The 22,092-nt window shown below is 59.9% G+C and carries 20 protein-coding genes; 13 read left to right on the forward strand and 7 right to left on the reverse strand.

From position 1 onward, the window contains the following. Positions 1-93 precede the first annotated feature (93 nt). Positions 94-630: a peptide-methionine (S)-S-oxide reductase MsrA gene (msrA, locus tag I2H31_RS05065; protein ID WP_196291920.1), complete on the forward strand. Its 537-nt coding sequence runs from the start codon at positions 94-96 to the stop codon at positions 628-630. A 44-nt stretch (positions 631-674) separates the two neighbouring features. On the opposite strand, the gene I2H31_RS05070 is transcribed toward msrA, so the two are convergent. Further along, a complete protein-coding gene (locus I2H31_RS05070) occupies positions 675-824 on the reverse strand; it encodes a hypothetical protein (protein ID WP_196291921.1) in 150 nt (49 codons plus the stop codon). Between the two features lie 188 nt (positions 825-1,012). Then, the gene (locus I2H31_RS05075; protein ID WP_196291922.1) at positions 1,013-1,837 is read right to left on the reverse strand and encodes a 2,3,4,5-tetrahydropyridine-2,6-dicarboxylate N-succinyltransferase; all 825 of its coding nucleotides are present in this window, start codon (positions 1,835-1,837) and stop codon (positions 1,013-1,015) included. Between the two features lie 70 nt (positions 1,838-1,907). Between I2H31_RS05075 and I2H31_RS05080 the strand changes: the two genes are divergently transcribed. From I2H31_RS05080 to I2H31_RS05100, 5 genes are all read left to right on the forward strand, one after another. Continuing rightward, positions 1,908-3,092, forward strand: a complete 1,185-nt coding sequence (locus tag I2H31_RS05080) for a glycosyltransferase (RefSeq protein WP_196291923.1) — start codon at positions 1,908-1,910, stop codon at positions 3,090-3,092. 113 nt (positions 3,093-3,205) lie between these two features. Continuing rightward, positions 3,206-4,216, forward strand: coding sequence for a 3-oxoacyl-ACP synthase III family protein (locus I2H31_RS05085; RefSeq protein ID WP_196291924.1), 1,011 nt, complete (start codon positions 3,206-3,208; stop codon positions 4,214-4,216). Positions 4,217-4,342: 126 nt separating this feature from the next. Next, complete coding sequence (locus tag I2H31_RS05090) at positions 4,343-5,005, forward strand: metal-dependent transcriptional regulator (RefSeq protein ID WP_196291925.1); 663 nt, start codon at positions 4,343-4,345, stop codon at positions 5,003-5,005. A gap of 12 nt (positions 5,006-5,017) precedes the next feature. Beyond that, on the forward strand, positions 5,018-6,436 hold the full coding sequence (gene mnmE, locus I2H31_RS05095) for a tRNA uridine-5-carboxymethylaminomethyl(34) synthesis GTPase MnmE (RefSeq protein ID WP_196291926.1): 1,419 nt from the start codon (positions 5,018-5,020) through the stop codon (positions 6,434-6,436). 205 nt (positions 6,437-6,641) lie between these two features. Next, on the forward strand, positions 6,642-7,931 hold the full coding sequence (locus tag I2H31_RS05100) for a citrate synthase (protein ID WP_196291927.1): 1,290 nt from the start codon (positions 6,642-6,644) through the stop codon (positions 7,929-7,931). A 79-nt stretch (positions 7,932-8,010) separates the two neighbouring features. On the opposite strand, the gene I2H31_RS05105 is transcribed toward I2H31_RS05100, so the two are convergent. The 4 genes from I2H31_RS05105 to I2H31_RS05120 all read right to left on the reverse strand — a co-directional run bounded on the left by I2H31_RS05105 (position 8,011) and on the right by I2H31_RS05120 (position 12,390). After that, the gene (locus tag I2H31_RS05105) at positions 8,011-8,385 is read right to left on the reverse strand and encodes a hypothetical protein (RefSeq protein WP_196291928.1); all 375 of its coding nucleotides are present in this window, start codon (positions 8,383-8,385) and stop codon (positions 8,011-8,013) included. A 341-nt stretch (positions 8,386-8,726) separates the two neighbouring features. Continuing rightward, entirely contained in the window at positions 8,727-10,703 is a 1,977-nt protein-coding gene (locus I2H31_RS05110; RefSeq protein ID WP_230687483.1) for an OmpA family protein, read from the reverse strand. An 8-nt stretch (positions 10,704-10,711) separates the two neighbouring features. After that, positions 10,712-11,293 (reverse strand): 7-carboxy-7-deazaguanine synthase QueE, encoded by a 582-nt coding sequence (locus I2H31_RS05115; RefSeq protein WP_196291929.1) that lies wholly within the window; start codon positions 11,291-11,293, stop codon positions 10,712-10,714. Between the two features lie 203 nt (positions 11,294-11,496). Further along, the gene (locus tag I2H31_RS05120) at positions 11,497-12,390 is read right to left on the reverse strand and encodes a bifunctional 5,10-methylenetetrahydrofolate dehydrogenase/5,10-methenyltetrahydrofolate cyclohydrolase (protein ID WP_196292491.1); all 894 of its coding nucleotides are present in this window, start codon (positions 12,388-12,390) and stop codon (positions 11,497-11,499) included. 135 nt (positions 12,391-12,525) lie between these two features. Between I2H31_RS05120 and I2H31_RS05125 the strand changes: the two genes are divergently transcribed. Further along, positions 12,526-12,879 carry a DUF805 domain-containing protein gene (locus tag I2H31_RS05125; RefSeq protein WP_196291930.1) on the forward strand — a complete coding sequence of 118 codons (354 nt, stop codon included), beginning with the start codon at positions 12,526-12,528 and terminating at the stop codon, positions 12,877-12,879. A 58-nt stretch (positions 12,880-12,937) separates the two neighbouring features. Here the strand turns inward: I2H31_RS05125 and lepA are convergent, their stop codons facing one another. Continuing rightward, complete coding sequence (gene lepA, locus I2H31_RS05130; RefSeq protein WP_196291931.1) at positions 12,938-14,725, reverse strand: translation elongation factor 4; 1,788 nt, start codon at positions 14,723-14,725, stop codon at positions 12,938-12,940. Positions 14,726-14,878: 153 nt separating this feature from the next. Between lepA and I2H31_RS05135 the strand changes: the two genes are divergently transcribed. The 6 genes from I2H31_RS05135 to I2H31_RS05160 all read left to right on the forward strand — a co-directional run bounded on the left by I2H31_RS05135 (position 14,879) and on the right by I2H31_RS05160 (position 21,876). Further along, positions 14,879-15,733: a hypothetical protein gene (locus I2H31_RS05135; protein ID WP_196291932.1), complete on the forward strand. Its 855-nt coding sequence runs from the start codon at positions 14,879-14,881 to the stop codon at positions 15,731-15,733. A gap of 96 nt (positions 15,734-15,829) precedes the next feature. After that, positions 15,830-16,237, forward strand: coding sequence for a GlcG/HbpS family heme-binding protein (locus tag I2H31_RS05140; protein WP_196291933.1), 408 nt, complete (start codon positions 15,830-15,832; stop codon positions 16,235-16,237). Between the two features lie 85 nt (positions 16,238-16,322). Further along, positions 16,323-16,925: a Uma2 family endonuclease gene (locus tag I2H31_RS05145; RefSeq protein ID WP_230687485.1), complete on the forward strand. Its 603-nt coding sequence runs from the start codon at positions 16,323-16,325 to the stop codon at positions 16,923-16,925. 18 nt (positions 16,926-16,943) lie between these two features. After that, positions 16,944-17,288: an SMI1/KNR4 family protein gene (locus tag I2H31_RS05150; protein ID WP_196291934.1), complete on the forward strand. Its 345-nt coding sequence runs from the start codon at positions 16,944-16,946 to the stop codon at positions 17,286-17,288. 109 nt (positions 17,289-17,397) lie between these two features. Next, positions 17,398-20,817 (forward strand): methylmalonyl-CoA mutase family protein, encoded by a 3,420-nt coding sequence (locus tag I2H31_RS05155; protein ID WP_196291935.1) that lies wholly within the window; start codon positions 17,398-17,400, stop codon positions 20,815-20,817. Positions 20,818-20,886: 69 nt separating this feature from the next. Continuing rightward, entirely contained in the window at positions 20,887-21,876 is a 990-nt protein-coding gene (locus I2H31_RS05160; protein WP_196291936.1) for a hypothetical protein, read from the forward strand. Positions 21,877-22,092: the final 216 nt, after the last annotated feature.

A 22,092-nucleotide genomic window follows, 5' to 3' on the forward strand; every position in this document is an offset into this window, starting at 1 on the left:
TGACAGCCGATGCCACTGGCTAGCTATGTAAGGAAATAACTTCCGCCGCGTCTACCGCGTTGTTACCAACCCAACAACGAATCAACCCTACCCATGGAACATGCAACATTTGGCGCCGGCTGCTTCTGGTGCGTCGAGGCCGTTTTTCAGAACCTGAAGGGGGTGGAGAAAGTGGTGTCCGGCTACACCGGCGGCCGCATCGCCAACCCGACGTATAAGGAAGTGTGCAGCGGCCTCACGGGCCACAACGAGGTCATCGACGTCACCTTCGACCCGGCCGTCATCAGCTTCAAGGAGCTGCTCGAAATCTTCTGGAAAACCCACGACCCCACCACCCTCAACCGCCAGGGCAACGACGTGGGCACGCAGTACCGTTCGGGCATCTACTACCACAGCGAGGAGCAGAAGCAGCTGGCCGAGGAGTACAAGAAGAAGCTCAACGACGGCAAGGCTTTCCCCAACCCCGTGGTGACGGAGATTCTGCCCGCCCCGGCTTTCTACCCCGCCGAGGACTACCACCAGAACTACTTCAACCTGCACGGCCACGAGCCCTACTGCCAGTTTGTGGCCCGCCCCAAGGTGGACAAAGTGAAGGCGCTGTTTGGCGAGAAGCTGAAGGCGGGGGTGTAAAAAACAAGGAGCCGGACCTCGCGGCCCGGCCCCTTGCCAACCCATTAGCCGAGCCAGTGACGGGCCGCGGCAGCAATTGCCACCCTGACCGTTTCCAGCATCAGCCACCACCAGAAACCTTTTTCAAGCGCAGGCAGTATGGGTTTACGAAGCACGGCTTTTCGCCGTATCTTCGCCGCACGATTTTTTCTCATTGGACCGAGAATTAGGTGCGTTTCCACCTTCTTCTTCGAAGCCCTCGGTGTTCCTAGCACCGGGGGCTTCACCTTTTCAGGGGCAGCCGTGTGGTGAGGTGGAAAAACCGTGCGGTACGGCAAAAGTAGTTCGATAAAAAAGCCCGCTGCTTGGCGGGCTTTTTTATCGGTTATAGTGGATTGCAGCCTTAAACGCTCACCCCAAAGTCCCGCAGCGCGTCGTTCAACGACGTTTTCAAGTCCGTGCTGGGCTTGCGTTGGCCAATAATCAACGCACACGGCACCTGGTACTCGCCGGCCGGAAACTGCTTGGCAATGGACCCCGGAATGACCACCGAGCGCGGCGGCACGTAGCCTTTGTACTCCTTGGGCTCGGGGCCGGTTACGTCGATGATTTTGGTGCTGCCGGTGATGGTAACGCCCGCGCCAATCACGGCCTCGGTGCCAATGCGGCAGCCTTCGACCAAAATGCTGCGCGAGCCGATGAAGGCGCCGTCTTCAATGATGACGGGGGAAGCCTGCACGGGTTCCAGCACGCCGCCGATGCCCACGCCGCCGCTCAGGTGCACGCCTTTGCCAATCTGGGCGCAGGAGCCCACGGTGGCCCAGGTGTCGACCATCGTGCCCTCGCCCACGTAGGCGCCGATGTTGGTGTAGCTGGGCATGAGGATGACGCCGGGGGCCAGGTAGGCGCCGTAGCGGGCCACGGCGGGCGGCACCACGCGCACCTGCTGGCCGGCGTAGTCGGTTTTGAGGGCCATTTTGTCGTGGTACTCGAAGGGGCCCACTTCCTGGGTGCTCATCTGGCGGATGGGGAAGTACAGGATGACGGCCTTTTTCACCCAGTCGTTCACCTGCCATTCGTTGGTGCGGTCCTGCGGGGGCTCGGCCACGCGCAGGCGGCCCTTGTCGAGGGCTTCGATGACGGATTCGATGGCCGCTTTGGTGTCGGGGGTTTGGAGCAGCGCGCGGTCGGCCCAGGCGGCTTCGATTAGGGTTTGCAGGTCAGCCATGAAAATGGGATATGGGAGCAGCAGGGGTCTGCTGCTGGGTTTAGACCGGCAAAACTACCATCTTTGGGGTGTGTTTGGCTCCGGTTCGTCGCAGGTACGGGTATTGCTGGCTTCGGTGCTCAAGCCCGTGGACGATACCCGCATGCGGGGCAAGTTTGCCGAAACGCTACTGGAACGGCCCACCCTGGAGCTCCACGTGGCCGGCCGCGACACCGGCGACGACCTGCATCACACCCTGGTCGACGCCTTTCCGCAAGTTCACCACCACCGCATTTTCTGGGGCTCGCGCCTGAGCCCTAACCGGCTACGGGCGCAGGCCCGCTACTGGCGCCTGCTGCGGGCGCTGCAACCGCAGCTGGTCGTCGTGCACGCGCCGGAGCTGCTGCCGCTCACGCTGCTCTGGAATCGCCTGGGCCCCGGCCGGAAATTCCTCTACGACATCCGCGAAAACTACGCCCTGAACGTTTCGACCCAGCGCGTGTACCAGGGCCTCACGCGCCGGCTGCTGGCCGCCGGGTTGCGCTGGGTGGAAGGCCACGCCGCTCGCCGGGCCGCCGGGGTGGTGTTAGCCGAAGCCAGCTACGCCGACGAACTGCCCTTCCTGCAAGCATTGCCGGCCGGCCGGGTCGTGCTGCTGGAAAACAAGTACCAGCCCGTGCCCGGCGAAGCCCTACCCGCGCAGCCCACGCCCCTGCCGCCGCCCGGGGAGCCGCTGCGGCTGCTGTTTTCGGGCACCATTTCCGCGCTCAACGGCGTGTGGGAGGCCATTGCGCTGGCCGAGGCGCTGCGCGGGGCCTGGCCCAGCGGGGCGCGGCTCACCATCATTGGCTTCTGCCAGCAGCCCGGGCTGCTGCGGCAGCTTCAGGAAAAGGTAGCCGCCAATGCTGCCTGGCTCACGTTCATCGGCGGGGCGCTGCCCGTGCCGCACGCCGAAATCGTGGCCGAAATGGGCCGCAGCCACCTGGGCTTGCTGCCCTACCGGCCCCACCCGAGCACGGAACGTTGCCGGCCCACCAAGCTGTTTGAATACCTGGCGCACGGCCTGCCCATGCTGGCTTCGCCGAACCCCTTGTGGCAGGAATTGCTACAAAAACACGGCGCGGGACTGTCCGTCGATTTCGCCCAGCCCATCGACGGGCCCGCGCTGGTGGCGCAGCTGCGGAGCGCCAGTTTTTACCCCCACGGCATCCCTGCTGATGCGCTGTGGGCCGGGGAAGGCAAAAAATTGTGGCTTTTGCTGGATTCTCTCGTTTAAACCGCCACCTTTGCGCCCATTTTGCGTCAACTGAGCGGCTGCTTCATTGCAGAGCCGCTTTCGTTTCTTTCACGCTTCTATTCGCACCTCCCACCCCCTCACTTCAACCGTTTATGGCAACGCTACGTCATTCTTACATCGCCGGAGTCGGCCACTACGTTCCGAGCCGCGTCGTAAAAAACGCCGAGCTGGAGCCGATGATGAACACCTCCGACGCCTGGATTCAGGAGCGCACCGGCATTCAGGAGCGGCGCTGGTTCGAGGAAGGCACCGACACTACCGCCAACATGGGCGCCAACGCCGCCCGCAAGGCCCTGGAAATGGCCGGCGTGGAAGCCAACGACGTGCAGATGATAGTATTTGCCACGCTCTCGCCCGACTACTTCTTTCCCGGCTCCGGCGTGCTCCTGCAGCGCGAGCTCGGCATCACTAACAACTGCCCGGCCCTTGACGTGCGCAACCAATGCTCGGGCTTCGTGTACGCCCTCTCGGTGGCCGACCAGTTCATCCGCACCGGCATGTACGACACGGTGCTGGTGGTGGGCTCCGAAATCCATTCCTCGGGCCTCGACAAGTCGCCGGAAGGCCGCGGCGTGGCCGTTATTTTCGGCGATGGCGCGGGCGCCGTGGTGCTCCGGCCCAGCACCGAAGAAGGCCAGGGCATCCTCAGCACGCACCTGCACTCGCAGGGCGAATTTGCCGAGGAGCTCATCGTGAAAGAGCCCAGCTCAAACCGCGACAACCGGGCTGACTATGTGGTGGCCAACAAGCAGGACCTCTACCCCTTCATGAACGGCCAAAACGTGTTCAAGCACGCCGTGGTGCGCTTTCCGCAGGTCATCAAGGAAGCCCTGGACCAGAACGGCTACCAGCCTTCCGACGTCAACATGCTCATTCCGCACCAGGCCAACCTGCGCATCACCCAGTACGTGCAACAGAAAATGGGCCTGAGCGACGACAAAGTGTACAGCAACATCCAGCGCTACGGCAACACCACCGCCGCCTCCGTGCCCATCGCCCTGAGCGAAGCTGTGCAGGAAGGCCGCATCAAGCGCGGCGACCTGGTGTGCCTCGCCGCCTTCGGCAGCGGCTTCACCTGGGCCTCGGCCCTGATTAAATGGTAGGATATGCTTCGCAATTAAGAATTATGAATGGAGAATTATGAATTAATCGGCAGTCGGCTACTTAGGTGGCGCGGCTTCATTGACTCAATTTTTTAATTCACAATTCTTAATTCATTATTAAACCAGATGCCCAGCCACACCGAGGAAAATTACCTCAAGGCCATTTTCAAGCTGGCCGAGGCCGAACCCGACGCCGCGGGCGTGAGCACCAACCGCATTGCCGCGGCGCTGGACACCCGCGCCGCCTCGGTGACCGACATGCTGCGCCGCCTGGCCGATAAGGGCCTGCTCAACTACGAGAAGTACCGCGGCGTGCAGCTCACGCCCGAAGGCCAGCGCCTGGCCCTGCTCACCATCCGCAAGCACCGGCTGTGGGAGGTGTTTCTGGTGCAGCAGCTGGGCTTTAACTGGGACGAGGTGCACGAAGTGGCCGAGGAGTTGGAGCACGTGCAGTCGCCGCTGCTCATGCGCCGGCTCGACGCCTTCCTGGGCCACCCGGCCCTCGACCCGCACGGCGACCCCATTCCGGCCGAGGACGGGGCCATGCGCCGCCCTGCCCACCGCCTGCTGGCCGACCTCTGCGCGAGCGAACGCGGCACGCTGGCCGCCGTCAAAAACACTTCCGCGCCCTTCTTGCAATACCTGGACAAGGTGGGCCTGCAGCTCGGCGCACTGGTTGAAGTACTGGACAAGGTGGCATTTGATAATTCTTTCGAAATCAGAATAAACCGTGAGCGCACGGCACTCATTTCGGCCGAAGTCAGCCGTAATTTGTTTGTAACGGCGTAACCGAAACCTGTCGTGGCCCAAGCTCTTTTTTCCGATACCATCGTGGCCTTGTCCACGCCGCCGGGCGCGGGCGCGCTGGCGGTTGTGCGCCTGTCGGGGCCCGCTGCCGTGGCCATTACCGCCGCCGTTTTTTCCAAGAAAAGCCTGCCCGAAGCAGCTGGCCACACGCTGCACTACGGCACCCTGCGCGACTCCGCCAGCGGCGACGTCATCGACGAAGTGGTGGTGGCCCTCTACCGCGCGCCGCGCTCGTTCACCCGCGAAGACGTGGTCGAAATCAGCTGCCACGGCTCCGACTACGTGGTGCGGCAGGTGCTGGCCCTGCTCCTGCGCCACGGCGCCCGCCTGGCCGAAGCCGGCGAGTTCACCAAGCGCGCCTTCCTCAACGGGGCCCTCGACCTGGCCCAGGCCGAAGCCGTGGCCGACCTCATCGCCGCCGACTCGGCCCTGAGCCACCGCGTGGCCCTGAATCAGCTCCGCGGCGGCTTTTCGCAGGAGTTGCGGGAGTTGCGCGGCCGGCTCATCAAGTTTGCCGCATTGCTGGAGCTGGAGCTGGATTTTGGCGAAGAAGACGTGGAGTTTGCCGACCGCACCGGCCTGGCCCGGCTGCTGGCCGAAGTGCGCGGCGTGGTAGCCGGTCTGCTGCGCTCGTTTGAGCTCGGCAACGTCATCAAAAACGGCATTACCGCCGTCATTGCCGGGCGGCCGAATGCCGGCAAGTCGACGCTGCTCAACGCTTTGCTGCGCGAAGAAAGAGCCATTGTCTCGGCCATTCCGGGCACCACCCGCGACTTTATTGAGGACGAAGTCAGCCTCGACGGCCTGCGGTTTCGCTTTGTGGACACGGCCGGCCTGCGCGACAATCCGGCCGATGAAGTGGAGGCCATCGGCGTGCGCCGCACCCGGCAGCGCGTGCGCCAGGCCGCGCTGCTCCTGTACCTCTTCGACTTAACCCAGATGACGCCCGGCGAGGTGCAGGCTGAAATAAAAGAGCTCACCGAAGGGCTTGATTTGCCGGTAATGGCCGTGGGCAACAAGACCGACCTGGCTACGCCCGAAACCCCAAAAGCCTTTGCCGCTGAGCTTCGGACAGGCGAGTCGGGTGCGGAAACGCCGCTGGTGTTTGTGGCGGCTGGTCAGAACCAGGGCCTGGAAGCGCTGCAAGCCGCTTTGGTGGCCCAGGTGCGCGGCTCGGCGCTGGAAAACACGGCTTCGGCCACCATTGTGACCAACGTGCGCCACGCCCGGGCGCTGGAAACAGCCGCCGCGCACCTGGCCGCCGTGCAAGCCGGCCTCGACACCGGCCGCGGCACCGAACTGCTGGCCGCCGACTTGCGCCACGCCTTGGCGGCGCTGGGCGAGATTACCGGCGAAATCTCCTCCGAAGATTTGCTCACCAGCATCTTCACCCAGTTTTGCATCGGCAAGTGAGCGGGCTTTAACGCCGATTTAACCTGCGGCGTCGCGAAATCTTCGCAATCGTTGCCATTGGCCCCAAAAGCTTTTTTTATGCCCATTTCGGAAACAGCAGGCCGGTTTCTTTTGTAGTGAAAGCGTAGGGCTAAGCCCCAAAATTTCCCGGCTTACGGCGTATGCCTTAGTTTCGCACCGTATTATTTCCCCATCCCTCCCGCCCATGGCAGAATCTGCTGAACTCATTCTCGACGGCAAGTCCATCACCTTGCCCGTCATTGAAGGCACCGAACACGAAAAGGCGTTTGACATCGGCAAGCTCCGCGACCAGACCGGCTACGTCACCCTCGACTCGGGCTACAAGAACACCGGCGCCACCAAAAGCGCCATCACCTTCCTCGACGGCGAAGAAGGCATCTTGCGCTACCGCGGCTACCCCATCGAGCAACTGGCCGAGAAATCGAGCTTCCTCGAAGTGGCTTACCTGCTGATTTACGGCGCCCTGCCCACCGAAGCCGAACTCAGCCACTTCAGCGGCCAAATCACCAAGCACACGCTGGTGCACGAGGACATGCGCAAGATTTTTGACGGTTTCCCCTCGGCCACGCACCCAATGGCCATTCTGTCGTCGCTCATCTGCGCCCTCACCGGCTTTTACCCGCAGAGCGTGTCGCCGGACCTGAGCCCCGAGGAGATGGAGCTCAACATCATTCGCCTGCTGGCGAAGATGCCCACCATCGCGGCCTGGACCTACAAAAACAACATGGGCCACCCGCTGAACTACCCGCGCAACGACATGGATTACTGCGCGAACTTCCTCTACATGATGTTCAGCTTCCCCACCGAGAAGTATGATATCAATCCGGTAGTGGTGAGCGCCTTGAACAAACTCCTCATCCTGCACGCCGACCACGAGCAGAACTGCTCCACCAGCACCGTGCGCCTCGTGGGTTCGGCCAACGCCAGCCTCTACGGCTCGGTTTCGGCCGGCATCAACGCCCTGTGGGGCCCCCTGCACGGCGGTGCCAACCAGGAAGTTATCGAAATGCTGGAAGCCATTGCGGCCGACGGCGGCGACACCAGCAAGTTCATCGCCAAAGCCAAGGACAAGAACGACTCGTTCCGCCTCATGGGCTTCGGCCACCGCGTGTACAAGAATTTTGACCCGCGCGCCAAAATCATCAAAAAGGCTGCCGATGAGGTGTTGCAGGCCCTCGGCATGCAAGACAGCCCGCTGCTGAAAATCGCACAGGAGTTGGAGCAGGCTGCCCTCACCGACCAGTACTTTATCGAGCGCAAGCTGTATCCCAACGTGGACTTCTACTCGGGCATTATCTACAAAGCCCTGGGCATCCCGACCGAGATGTTCACGGTGATGTTTGCCTTGGGCCGCCTCCCCGGCTGGATTGCCCAGTGGAAAGAAATGCGCGAGAACAAAGAACCCATCGGCCGCCCCCGCCAGATTTACACCGGCGAGCTGGAGCGCGACTATGTGGAAATGAACGCCCGCTAGGCGTTCGCCACCCGTTTGGCAAACAAAAAGCCCGCTCCAACGAGCGGGCTTTTTCGTGTTTGGGCACGGCCGGCCTCCCCTACTTGAGGCGGTGCGCGGTGAAGTTGCTGCGGAGCGACTGGTAGGCCACCAGTTGCTGCGGCTGCAGCAAGCTGGCCAGTTCAAACTCGTAGCGCTGCTGGGCTTCGGCCAGACGGGTGTCACGCTCTTCGGCGCTGGCCCCGTTGAGCAGGATTTCCAGGTCGCGACGCTCCGTGAGCATGTTCAGGTGCAGCTGCTTCACCGCGAGGTACTGCGCCTCGTTGAAATGGATGTGCTGGGCCAGGGCCCGCGTGAGCGTGGTGGCCCGGTTCATCATCGCCTGCGAGTACGAGCCATCGCCGGGGCCGCCGGCAGACGCCGGGCCGGCATACATGCCTGCCGAGAGGCAGGTAGCCAGGAACAGATTTTTCATGGGGTGAACGTATGGTGAAATGAAGTGAATGGCCGCCGTTTCTTTCGATGACCTGACCAAACGTAAGCAGAATAATTTCTTGCACCGAAAAACATTTTTTTGGCACTTTTTTAATTGCGCAATTTTTTCAAATTATCACAAGTACCTCATTTATAAAATTTTAAAAATTATTGAAAAACTTAGCAATGAGGCAAAAAAAAAGCTCGCCAACGGGCGAGCCATATTTTTTTGAGCACGAATGCAATTATATTTTCACTTCTTTAAAGCCTTACTTTAAGTAAAAGACCAGCTTTTGGGGGCGGCGCCCCTTGGGCAGCGCTAGGGCGCCGTGCCAGCCATCACTAAAGAATGTGCAGTTCGATGCGACGGTTGAGCTGCCGGTGGGCGTCGGTGTCGTTGGGCGCGAGCGGGTGGCCCTCGCCGTATCCCTTTGAGCGCAGGCGGGTGAGGGGAATGCCGTGCCCGGAAAGGTAATCGACCACGGACTGCGACCGGCGCTGCGACAGTTGAATGTTGGATTCGGGCGTGCCCACGTTGTCGGTGTAGCCCGACACTTCAATCTGCACGTCGCGGTACTGCCGCAGAAACTCGATGAGCCGGTTCAGTTCGGTGCGCGACTGGGGCTTGAGTTCGTACTTGTTGGTGTCGAAAAACAGGTTGTTCAGCACCACCGTGCGCCCGGCCCGCACGGGTTCCAGGTAAATGTCCAGCGTCAGCGGGTTGAAGGAATGCTGGTTGGAGTAGTCGAAACTGAGGCTTTTGAGCAGGTATTTGTCGGCCGCGGCGTACATGGCGTAGTGGTGGCCTTCGTTGAGCACCACGGTGTAGTCGCCGTATTCCGGGTCAGAAGTTACGAACTGCGTCAGCACGTCGGTGTCGAGGTCGTAGAGCTTGACCTCGGCCTTGAGCGGCTTTTTGGTATTGGCGTCGAATACCCGGCCCTGGGTGTAGGTGCTGGTTTCGCTCGCTTTCACCGGCGGCGGCACCGCAAAGCTGAACAGCTCCACGGGCCGCTCCCGGGCCAGGCGGTAGCCGCCGGCGGGCTCCTCAGAGGCGCGGCTGCGCGAGCAAAAGCCCTTCTGGTTGTCGGAGGTGATGAACAGCGATGCCTCGTTTTCAAAAGTATTGAGCGGATAGCCCAGGTTGCGCGGCTCGCTCCAGATACCGGCCGGGGTTTTCTCGCACCGAAACACGTCGAGCCCGCCCATGCCCACCAGCCCGTCGGTGACGTAATACAGCGTGGTGCCGCTGGCGTGAATGAACGGCGCCATGTCTTTGCCGGGGGTGTTCACGGGCGTGCCCAGGTTTTGGGCCATGCTCCAGCTGCCGTCGGGCTGCAAGGTGCTCATGTAGATGTCTTCCTGGCCCTGGCCGCCGCGCCGCGTCGAGGTGAAGTACAAGGTGCGCCCGTCGGCCGAGAGCGAGGGCTGCGAATCCCACTCCGTGGAATTGACGTTGATGCCCAGGTTCACGGGCGGGCTCCAGTTGTTGCCGGTACGGCGCGAGATATATAAGTCGCAGTTTCCGATGGCTTTGGGCCGGTCGCAGGAAGCGAACACGAGGGTTTTGCCGTCGCCCGAAATCGAGCCGGCGCCTTCGTTGTAGCTGGAGTTGATGGTGGGCGAAATGGGAATGGGCGCGCCCAGCGTGCCGTCTTTGCTCTGCCGGCTCACGTAGAGGTCTTCGCCGCTGCTGGCGGCCGGCCGGCCCGTGAACAGCAGAAACCGGTTGTCGGCCGTGAGCGCCGGAAAGTACTGAAACTTAAAAGCGTTCATGGGCGCCGGCAGGGCCACGGGCGCTTCGCCCACCGGGTGCTTCATGGCTTCCAGCGCAAACTCGCAGGTGAGGAGCTGGCGCTGCGATTTGGCCAGGTTTTTCTGGGTTTTGGGCGCCACTTTCAGCAGCTGCTTGTAGGCGTCGAGGCCGGTTTGGTACTCGCCGTAGCTCAGGGCCAGGTCGCCAACCAACTGGTATTCGGAGGCGTGAGACGCGTCGGCGGGCAGTTTGGCCAAGCCGTCGCGGTAGGCGGCGTAGGCCCGGCGGTTGTCGCCCATGGCTTTCAGCAGCGACCCTTTCAGCAAAAACGCTTCCCCAAAAGAGGGAAACTTCTCGTTGAGCTGGTTCAGCGTTTCAATGGCCTTCGCAAAGTCCCGTTCTTTGGTCTGCTGCTGCGCTTTTTCCAGCAGGGCCCGGGCTTTGGTGTTCGTGGGGGTTTGCACCTTGGGGGGCAGCTGGGCCCAGGCCGCGCCGGCCGAACCTAGCCACAGCAGACACATCATTCCGAGGCGCAACGCCCCCAACACTGATTTGCGACGCATAGGGTACGCTATGGAATGTCAAGATACTTATGGGTTTGCAGCGACACCTGCCACTGCGGGTGCTGCTTCACATACTCCACCAACTCCGGAGTCATGCGGGCGGCGCGGCTCCATTCGGGCTGTAAGTATAAGCGTGCCGCCGCCGGAACCTGCGCGGCGTGCTCTTCGGCCCAGGCAAAATCGTGGGCGTTGAACACCACCACCTTCAATTCGTGGGCCGCCGCCACCACTTCCGGCAGCGGGGCCTTGAATTTTTTGGGCGACAAACAAACCCAGTCCCAGGTGCCGGACAGCGGGTGCGCGCCCGAGGTTTCAATCCAGGTGCGGCAGCCGGCGGCCCGCAAAGCCGCCGTGAGCGGCCCCAGGTCGTGCATCAGCGGCTCGCCGCCCGTGATGACCACGTTGCGGCCGGGGTGCTCCAGCACCGCCGCCACCAGCTGCGCTACTGACTGGCGCGGATGCGCGTCGGCGTCCCACGATTCTTTTACGTCGCACCAATGGCAGCCCACGTCGCAGCCACCCAGCCGGATAAAATAAGCCGCGCGGCCGGTGTTGTAGCCCTCGCCCTGAATGGTATAAAACTGCTCCATAACGGGCAGCAGCACGCCCGGTGTCGACTCCGCTTGTTCCCCAAAGGGTGCAATTATTTCGGAAGAAAGTAAATTCACTGGTATCATTCTGATAATGGCGTCAGGATGCCAAGCAGCCTTAACGCTGGCAATGGGACGCACTGTTCCAAGGCCGGACTTTAAAAGTACAGCTTTGGGGTACTATAACCAAATATTCCAAAAAATCAGTCGGCCGATTTTGGGTAGATTTCTCCTTTGGCCGCCCGCAAAGTGTTGAGCAAAAGCATGGCAATGGTCATGGGGCCCACGCCGCCGGGCACGGGCGTGATGGCCGACGCCAAGGGTGCTACCTCGGCAAAGTTCACGTCGCCCTTCAGCGTGTAGCCGCTTTTTTTGCTGGCATCGGCCACGCGGGTGGTGCCCACGTCGATGACCACCGCGCCGGGCCGCACCATATCGGCCGTCACAAACTCCGGCCGGCCAATGGCCGCGACCACGATATCGGCGGTGCGGCAAATCTCGGCCAGGTTCTGGGTGCGCGAATGGCATAAAGTAACCGTGCAGTTTGCCGTATCCAAGTTCTTGGCCAGCAATATACTAACCGGCGTACCCACGATGTTGGAACGCCCGATGACCACGGCGTGCTTGCCGCTGGTTTTGATGCCCTGCCGGGCCAGTAATTCTACGATGCCGGAGGGCGTGGCGGGCAGCAGCGCGGGCAGCCCGGCCACCATGCGGCCGATGTTCATGGGGTGAAAGCCGTCGACGTCCTTCTCGGGCCGGATGGCTTCGATGACCTTCTCGGGGTTGATGTGGGCCGGCAGCGGCAACTGCACGATGAAGCCGTCAATTTCGGGGTCGTTGTTCAGCTCATCGACTTTGGCCAGCAATTCGGCTTCGCTGATGTCGTCCTCGTAGCGCAGCAGCGTGGAGGCAAAGCCCACCCGCTCGCAGGCCAGCACTTTGTTGCGCACGTAGGTTTCGGAGCCGCCGTCGTGGCCCACGAGAATAGCGGCGAGGTGCGGCACCTTTTGGCCGGCCGCTTTCAGCCCGGCTACTTCCGTTGCGATTTCGGCTTTGATGTCCTCCGCAGTTTGTTTGCCGTCGATGAGGCTTATAGAGGAAGTTGCACTACTCTGCATGTTCATTACGTAAAAATTAAAAATGGCAAGATTTAATGGCTGGTAAAACCAAATATTTACTCAACCGTAATTCCGGGTGTACCCTTCACCTCTTTAACACCTGATTGCCCTATGAATTACTTTCTGGACGTTCTCAAAAACAAGTACGCGTTGTTCAACGGCCGCGCCCGGCGGGCCGAGTACTGGTATTTCACGTTGTTCAACGTCATTATTTCTTTCGCGCTCGGCTTCCTGGCCGGCATGGTTAAAATGCCCTGGCTTGCAACCATCTACTCGCTGGCCGTGCTGATTCCGGGCATTGCCGTGGCTATTCGTCGGATGCACGATGTGGGCAAGAGTGGCTGGTTTATTCTCATTCCTATTTACAACCTCATTCTCGCCGTGACGGAAGGCACCCGGGGCCCGAACGAGTACGGCGAAGACCCCAAAGGCGCGCTGCAGAGCGGCCCGGTTGAGCAGTATTAATGCTGACTCAACCAGCAACAAAAAAGGCGGCCCCGAAAATGGCCGCCTTTTTTGTTGCTTAGTCAATTTTAAGAACCGCCAAAAATGCCTCCTGCGGGATTTCGACGGAGCCCACCGAGCGCATCCGCTTCTTGCCTTCCTTCTGCTTTTCGAGCAGCTTGCGCTTGCGGCTGATGTCGCCGCCGTAGCACTTGGCAATTACGTTTTTGCGCAGGGCTTTCACCGTTTCGCGGGCAATGATTTTCTGGCCGATGCTGGCCTGGATGGCGATGTCGAACATTTGGCGGGGCAGCAGCTCGCGCAGCTTCTCGCAGAGGCGCTTGCCCCACTCGTAGCTCTTGGAACGGTGCACGATGGCCGACAGCGCGTCCACCTTCTCGCTGTTCAGCATCACGTCGAGCTTCACCATGTCGGACTCGCGGAAGCCAATTAGCTCATAATCCAGCGACGCGTAGCCGCGGCTGATAGATTTGAGCTTGTCAAAGAAGTCGAACACAATTTCCGACAGCGGCAGCTCAAAGCTCATCTCCACGCGCTCGGACGTCAGGTAGCTCTGGCCTTTGATGATGCCGCGCTTGTCCATGCACAGCGTGATGATAGGGCCCACGTATTCCGAAGCCGTGATAATCTGGGCCTTGATGTAGGGCTCCTCGATGTGCTTAATCAGGTTCGGCTCCGGCATTTCGGAGGGCGCGTTGATGACCAGCTCCTGGTCTTTGGTGCCGGTGGCGTGGAACTGCACGCTGGGCACCGTGGTGATGACCGTCATGTTAAACTCGCGCTCCAGGCGCTCCTGCACGATTTCCATGTGCAGCATGCCCAGGAAGCCGCAGCGGAAGCCGAAGCCCAGGGCCACCGACGTTTCGGGCTCCCACACCAGCGAGGCGTCGTTGAGCTGCAGCTTTTCCATGCTGGAGCGCAGCTCTTCGTACTCGGTGGTGTCGACGGGGTAGATGCCGGCGAAAACCATCGGCTTCACGTCGGCGAAGCCCTGGATGGCTTCCGGCGTGGGCCGGTGCACGTGCGTGATGGTGTCGCCCACCTTCACCTCGCGGGCTTCCTTGATGCCCGAGATGAGGTAGCCCACATTGCCGGCCTCCATTACCTGGCGCGGCTCCTGGTTCAGGCCCAGGATGCCGATTTCGTCGGCGCCGTATTCCTTACCAGTGGCCATGAAGCGGAGCTTATCGCCCTTCTTCATCACCCCGTTCTTGATGCGGAACAGGACTTCGATGCCGCGGTAGGAATTGAAAACCGAGTCGAAAATCAGGGCCTGCAGCGGGGCCTCGGGGTCGCCGGAAGGCGCGGGCACCCGCTCGCAGATGGCGTTCAGGATGGCTTCGATGCCGATGCCGGCCTTGCCCGAGGCGTGGATGATGTCTTCCGGCTTGCAGCCAATCAGGTCCACGATTTCGTCGGTCACTTCCTCCGGCATGGCGTGCGGAAGGTCGATTTTGTTGAGCACCGGGATGATTTCCAGGTCGGCCCCGATGGCGAGGTAGAGGTTGGAAATCGTCTGGGCTTCGATGCCTTGGGAAGCATCCACGATGAGCAGGGCGCCTTCGCAGGCGGCGATGCTGCGGCTCACTTCGTAGCTAAAGTCGACGTGGCCGGGCGTGTCAATCAGGTTCAGCGTGTAGGTTTCCCCTTTGTAGGGGTACTGCATCTGAATGGCGTGGCTCTTGATGGTGATGCCCCGCTCGCGCTCCAGGTCCATGTTGTCGAGCAGTTGGGCCTGCATGTCGCGCTTGGCCACGGTGCTGGTAAACTCCAGCAGGCGGTCGGCCAAGGTGCTTTTGCCGTGGTCGATGTGGGCAATGATGCAAAAATTGCGGATATTCTTCACAGAGGGCGGTTTTTCGGAGCACGAAGGTACGAAACCCGGGCCGCAAAAGCCAGTTTGCGAGCCGAAAGGGCTTAGCGGCCGCCGTGGCATAAGTCGGGCCAGCGGCGTAGTTTTGTTGATTAGCCGTTAATCTACACTTATCGCTACCCACTTATGCATCCGGAAACTGCTACGCTTACGCCCCCTTCTGCCGATTCGCCGACCCGCAAATTTGCCATTGCCGCCCTCAACGGCACCGCGATTTACGTGCTGGCGTACTACGGCGTGTGGGCCGCCTACCAACTGGCGAAGGTGGCGCTGTCGCACAAGCTGGGGCTGCACGGGACCTGGGACCCCAGCCGCGTGACGTACACCCTGGCCGACCGCGAATGGTGGCAGTTGGCCGTGCTCGGCGTGTACGGCATCGGGCCGCTGGTGTGCTTTTTCATCGGCCTGGCCACTTTTCTGTGGTACTGGAAGTACGAGCGCGCTCAGCGCGGCCTGTTCAAACTGCTGCTGCTGTGGGTGGCGTTTCATTCGTGCAATGCCATTTTCGGGTCGCTGTTGGCCGACTCGCTGCGGCAGGAAGGCTCCTGGTACGTTTCGGAATGGCTGCTGCGCATGGGCAACGCGGCCGACGTGGCAGTGGCCCTCATCGCCGGCCTCATCCAGCTGGGGCTGGGCCATTTGGGGTCCGTGGCCTTTCTGCAGGCCCACGATTCGCACACCGTGATGAAGTTCCCAAACCGCAAGCGGATGGTGTTTTACACCCTGATGTGGCCCTACGTGGCGGGGGGTGCCTTCATTGCGCTCAGCAAGGTGCCGTATTTTTCCATGCACGAAGCGCTGCACCTGCTGATGGTGGGCCTGCTCATATTCCCGCTCATCCTGGGCTGCAGCAGCGACCCGTTTGAGTCGACGGTGGAGCGGGCCCAGCCCTCCTACGTGGCCTGGGGCCTGGTGATTCTGGCCGTGCTGGCGGCCGTGGGCTGGCGGCTTGCCCTGAGCCCGCCGGTATCGTTTGGCTAAGTCCACAGCGGACGGCGGTGCGCAACAATAGGAGCCCGGCGGGGGTTAAGAGCCGGACACGCTGTCATTTCACCTTCCAAAACCCTTTTCAACCCCATGGGCATCACCCTCGAACAAGCACAAACCGCCATCCAAGCTGCGCACAAAAAAGCGCTGGAAATGGGCGTCAAGATGAACATTGCCATAGTAGACGCCGGCGCCAACCTCACCGCCTTCGCCCGCATGGACGACGCCTGGCTGGGCTCGCTGGACATTTCCATTAAGAAAGCCAAAACGGCGCGTTTCTTCGATATGCCCACCGGCGAAATCGGCAAGCTGGCCCAGCCCGGCGGCCCGCTCTACAACATTGAGCACTCCAACGGCGGCCTCATCAGCTTCCCCGGCGGCATTCCGATTATGGACTCGGGCAACCGCGTAATTGGCGCCATCGGCGTATCGGGCAGCACCGTAGAGGACGACCACGCCGTGGCTCAGGCCGGTGTTGATGCCATTCAGGGGCAATAAGTTTTCGGCTTGATTTTGAAGCGCCCCGGCCGAAACGCCGGGGCATTTTTCGTACCTTAGTAACCCATCCATTTTCCGATTTGCTATGAACCCGCTCTTTGCCGACGAACCCCTGGTGCTGGACGACCCCTATATGAGCCGCATGAGCGAGGCCGAGTTTTTCGACTTCTGCCAGCAGCACCGCAAATGGCGCATCGAGCGCAACGCCCAGCAAGAAATCCTGATTATGGCGCCCACCTTCTCGCTTACCGGCAAGCGCAATGCCCGGCTCATCGGCCAACTCTATACTTGGTGGAACCAGCATCCCGAAGCCGGCGAAATATTCGATTCCAACGCTGGCTTCACGCTTCCCAATGGCGCGGTGCGCTCGCCGGATGCCTCGTGGGTGCCGGCCGCGCGGTGGAATGCGCTGAGCCCGGAGCAGCGGGAGAAATTTGCAGCTATTTGCCCGCCGTTTGTGGTGGAGCTGCGGTCGAAAACTGACTCGCTGAAAGTGCTGCTGGCTAAGATGGAAGAATACCGCGAGAATGGCACTCAACTAGGCTGGCTCCTCTCCTGCGACGACGAAACGGCCTATATTTTCCGGGCTGAAGAACCAGGCTATGAGACACTGGAAGGGTTTGAGCGGGAGTTGTCGGGCGAGGACGTGCTGGCGGGGTTTGCGCTGGATTTGCGGAAGCTGCGGTAGATTATTTTTTAATTTCTCATGATTCCACAGCATCAACAAGAGTTTTTAGACACGTTGGACTTCGCGCCCCCAGAAGCGTATCGTTCCTACCTATTTTCCGCCGAAAGCAATTACGAGTTCGGTGGGGCTTATTTGATTGAGGCGGACGAATTGCTGCAATTCAACACCGATTACCAAGCTGCCGAAAACTACCCCGGCTATTTCCTAATCGGGTCTGATGGCGGCGGTGAAGCTTTTGCTATTGAGAAAGCCACTGGCAATTTTGTTCAAACGCCTTTCATCGGCCACGATGAGGAGACCTCGAATGTAGTTGGTCGAACGTGGTCTGAGTTTCTCGAATTCCTGCAAGCCGAATACGCTTGAATCATCCTGAACGAAGCCCCGGCCGACCCCGCCGGGGCTTTTTCGTACCTTCGCCTGCGTTTTCCACCCTCACGGATGCAGACCAAAAGTCCGCGCTACTCCCTACTATATGCACCCCGCTCCCACCGCGCCCTATAAGCCTCAGAACCACGTTCGCATCGTCACGGCCGCCGCTTTGTTTGATGGCCACGATGCGGCCATTAACATCATGCGCCGTATTATTCAGAGCAGCGGCGCGGAGGTGATTCACCTCGGACACAACCGCTCGGTGCAGGAAATTGTGGACTGCGCCATTCAGGAAGATGCCCAGGCCATTGCCATTACCAGCTACCAGGGCGGGCACAACGAGTACTTCAAGTACATGCACGACCTGCTGAAGGAGCGCGGCGCGGGCCACATCAAAATCTTTGGCGGCGGCGGCGGCGTGATTCTGCCCACCGAAATTGAGGAGTTGATGGGCTACGGCATCACCCGCATCTACTCGCCGGACGATGGCCGTGCGATGGGCTTGCAGGGCATGATTAACGACTTGTTGGAGAGTGCGGACTTCCCGACCGGGCAGAACCTGAACGGCGAGGCCGGCCACATTCAGGACAAGGACGCCCGCAGCATTGGGCGACTGATTTCGGCGGCGGAGAACTTCCCCGAGGAGTTTGAGCGGGTGAAGGGGCAGCTGGTGGCCGGTTTCCAGCAGAGCGAGGCCGACCAGAACCAGACGCTGGCTTCGAAGTCCTCCGCTCCTATTCTGGGCATCACGGGCACGGGCGGCGCGGGCAAGTCGTCGCTGGTAGATGAGCTAGTGCGGCGGTTTTTGATGGACTTCCCGGAGAAGACCATTGCCATTATTTCCGTGGACCCCAGCAAGCGCAAGACGGGCGGCGCGCTGCTCGGCGACCGGATTCGGATGAACTCCATCAACTCGCCGCGGGTGTACATGCGCAGCCTGGCAACGCGGCAGAGCAACCTCGCGCTGTCGCGCTACGTGCAGGATGCCGTGGACGTGGTGCGTGCCGCCAACTACGACCTGATTATTCTCGAAACTTCGGGCATCGGCCAGTCCGACACCGAAATCATCGAGCACTCCGACGCCAGCCTGTACGTGATGACGCCGGAGTACGGCGCGGCCACGCAGCTGGAGAAAATTGACATGCTCGATTTCGCTGACGTGATTGCGCTGAACAAGTTTGATAAGCGCGGGGCGCTGGATGCGCTGCGCGACGTGCGCAAGCAGTACCAGCGCAACCACGGCCTCTGGGATACGCCCACGGACCAGATGCCAGTGTTCGGCACCATTGCCTCGCAGTTCAACGACCCGGGCATGAACCGCCTGTACCGGGCGGTGCTGAAGATGCTGGAAACCAAGACTGGCGCCACCTTCGCCTCGAAGCTGGAAACGACGGTGGAGGATTCGGAGAAGATTTACATCATCCCGCCGCACCGCACGCGCTACCTCTCCGAGATTGCCGAGACTAACCGCGCCTACGACCAGCGCGTGCGCGAGCAGGCCAACATTGCCGAAGTAGCCGGCGCATTTGCCAAGCTGGAAGAGCATTACCGCGACGAGAAAAAGAGCAGCGACAGCATGGTGGAGGAGTTCACCAAGAACAAGCAGACGCAGCTGCGCCGGCTCGATGCCGACAGCCAGGCCATTCTGGAAAACTGGGAAGCGACGCTGCAGAATTATCGCAACCCGGAGTACGTGTACGCGGTGCGGGGCAAGGAAATCCGGGTGAAGACGCACACCAAGTCGCTGTCGGGCAATGAGATTCCGAAGGTGGCGGTGCCGCGCTACTCGGGCTGGGGCGACCGCCTGCGCTGGGCCATGCAGGAGAATTTCCCCGGCGAGTTTCCCTACACGGCGGGCGTGTTCCCGTTCAAGCGCGAGGGCGAGGACCCCACGCGCATGTTTGCCGGCGAGGGCGGGCCGGAGCGCACCAACCGCCGCTTCCACTACGTGAGCATGGGCCTGCCGGCCAAGCGCCTGAGTACGGCCTTCGACTCGGTGACGCTTTATGGCGAGGACCCCGACCACCGGCCCGATATTTATGGCAAAATCGGCAACGCGGGCGTGAGCATCTGCTGCCTCGACGACGCCAAGAAGCTGTATTCGGGCTTCAACCTGGCCAACCCCAGCACGTCGGTGTCGATGACCATCAACGGGCCGGCGGCTACGCTGGCGGCCTTTTTCATGAACGCGGCCATCGACCAGCAGTGCGAGCTGTACATTAAGGAGCAGGGGCTGGAAGCGGAGGTGGAAGCCAAAATCGACCAGATTTACAAAGCCAAAAACGTGGCCCGCCCCCGCTACCAGGGCGAGCTGCCGGCCGGCAACGACGGCCTGGGCCTGCTGCTGCTCGGCGTGACCGGCGAGGACGTGCTGCCGGCCGACGTGTACGCCGCCATCAAGGCCAAGACCCTGACGCAGGTGCGCGGTACCGTGCAGGCCGACATCCTGAAGGAAGACCAGGCCCAGAACACCTGCATTTTCAGCACCGAGTTTGCCCTGCGCCTGATGGGCGACGTGCAGGAATACTTCATCCGGCACGCGGTGCGCAACTTCTACTCGGTGTCGATTTCGGGCTACCACATTGCCGAGGCGGGGGCCAACCCGATTACGCAGCTGGCCCTGACGCTGAGCAACGGCTTCACGTTTGTGGAATACTACGTGAGCCGGGGCATGAGCGTGAACGACTTCGCGCCGAACCTGAGCTTCTTCTTCTCCAACGGCATCGACCCGGAGTACGCCGTGATTGGGCGGGTGGCGCGCCGCATCTGGGCCAAGGCTATGAAGCTGAAGTACGGCGCCGACGCCCGCAGCCAGATGCTGAAGTACCACATCCAGACCTCGGGCCGCAGCCTGCACGCGCAGGAAATCGACTTCAACGACATCCGCACCACGTTGCAGGCGCTGTATGCCATCTACGACAACTGCAACAGCTTGCACACCAACGCCTACGACGAGGCCATCACCACGCCCACCGAGGAATCGGTGCGCCGGGCCATGGCCATTCAGCTCATCATCAACCGCGAGCTGGGCCTGGCCAAAAACGAGAACCCGCTGCAAGGCTCCTTCATCATCGAGGAGCTGACCGACCTGGTGGAAGAGGCGGTGCTGCTCGAATTCGACCGCATCACGGAGCGCGGCGGCGTGCTCGGGGCCATGGAAACCATGTACCAGCGCGGCAAAATCCAGGAGGAAAGCATGCACTACGAGATGCTGAAGCACACCGGCGAGTACCCCATCATCGGGGTGAATACCTTCCTCTCGTCGAAGGGTTCGCCCACGGTGGTGCCGGCCGAAGTCATCCGCGCCACGGAGGAGGAAAAGCAGTACCAAATCGAGATGCTCCACATCCTGCACGCCCGCAACGCCGACCAGGCCCCGGCGCGTCTCAAGCAGCTCCAGCAAGTAGCAGTGGCCAACGGCAACCTCTTCGCCGAGCTCATGGAAACGGTGAAATTCTGCTCCCTCGGCCAGATTACCAACGCGCTGTTTGAGGTCGGTGGGCAGTACCGGCGGAATATGTAATTGGGCCTGAACCATTGAAAAAGGGTGCTACCTTGCTAAGGCAGCACCCTTTTTTGTATCAGGAAACTCATGAAACCTATTCTCCTTGCATTAGTCGCGCTTATTGCATCTTCCTGTGGCTTATTGAGCAATAGCAATACAGAGGATAATTTTATTATTAGAAAGTATTCTGTTAGCTTAAACAAACCTATCCAAGAAACTCTATTCCACCGAGGAAAATATTACTGCCTAACGAACTATGGAAGACTTATTTGCCTGACGAGCAAATTTCAAATTGATACTACCATAACAACTCTAATTGATAAAGAGGCATTTGATTTTGTATATGAGAATGCAGACTCCTTAATAGGCGGTCGATACAATGGTGAAAACCATTACTTAGGCAACGATTATGCCTGGAGGAAGCACCCAAATAACATTAGATTACCAGCGCTTTATGAGGATAACGCTTTCACCGCTTATCAGTGCTGCGCTGGAGAATTTGGAGGAGGTTTGTTCTTTCATGAAAAGAAAACCGGCCATATCTATAGTATCCCTGCAACTTGCGCTGTCGCTATCAATAAGATAAGCAGTAATTATTATGTGACTACTTCTTTAGCGCATGGAAGTGGGTTCAGCAAAGTATTGCTTATTCCTAACCCAACTATGCTGTACAATATGGATAATCCAGAAGTTGATACTTTGAAAAACTACTGCAATTGGGCTGACATAGTGAAAAGTAAAAATCGCGAAAAATACTATGACCGGGCGTTTGCTAGAAAAGTATTTGAAAAAGGCTCAACCACATTACTTGATTCGATGGGAACAATGGCTGTGGCTTCGTTCATTCGCAATAACAAGTTGTACCACTTAACAACTGATTTTAATCATACAACACTGGCAGAAATAAGAAACCATGCCTTTGTAACTCTCGATACAATTAGCAACAATGCGGTATGGTCTTATCAACCTTCTCTCAAGAACTATCCTAGAATGATGATTTATTCGTACTCCAATGATAAATCATCAGGTTTTATAACAATTAGCGAAGACACTATTACTTACGTTAAATTTAGATAGGCTAAAACAGATTTCAATTGTCCACTTTCTTTCCTTTCCTACATAAGTAAAACAGGGTGCTTTGCGTAAAGGCTCCCGCACACGCGAGCACACCCGGCGGGGTTCCAAGGATACTCAAGCTTGCAGTAGAAAGTGAAAGGTTAGTGAGACAGGCTCTGAAAGCTTCTGCAACAGCTTCTCCCGCCTCTTCAGCCACTCAAGAGGCGGCGGGGGGGT

It is taken from the genome of Hymenobacter ruricola, assembly GCF_015694525.1.
Lineage (GTDB): Bacteria > Bacteroidota > Bacteroidia > Cytophagales > Hymenobacteraceae > Hymenobacter > Hymenobacter ruricola.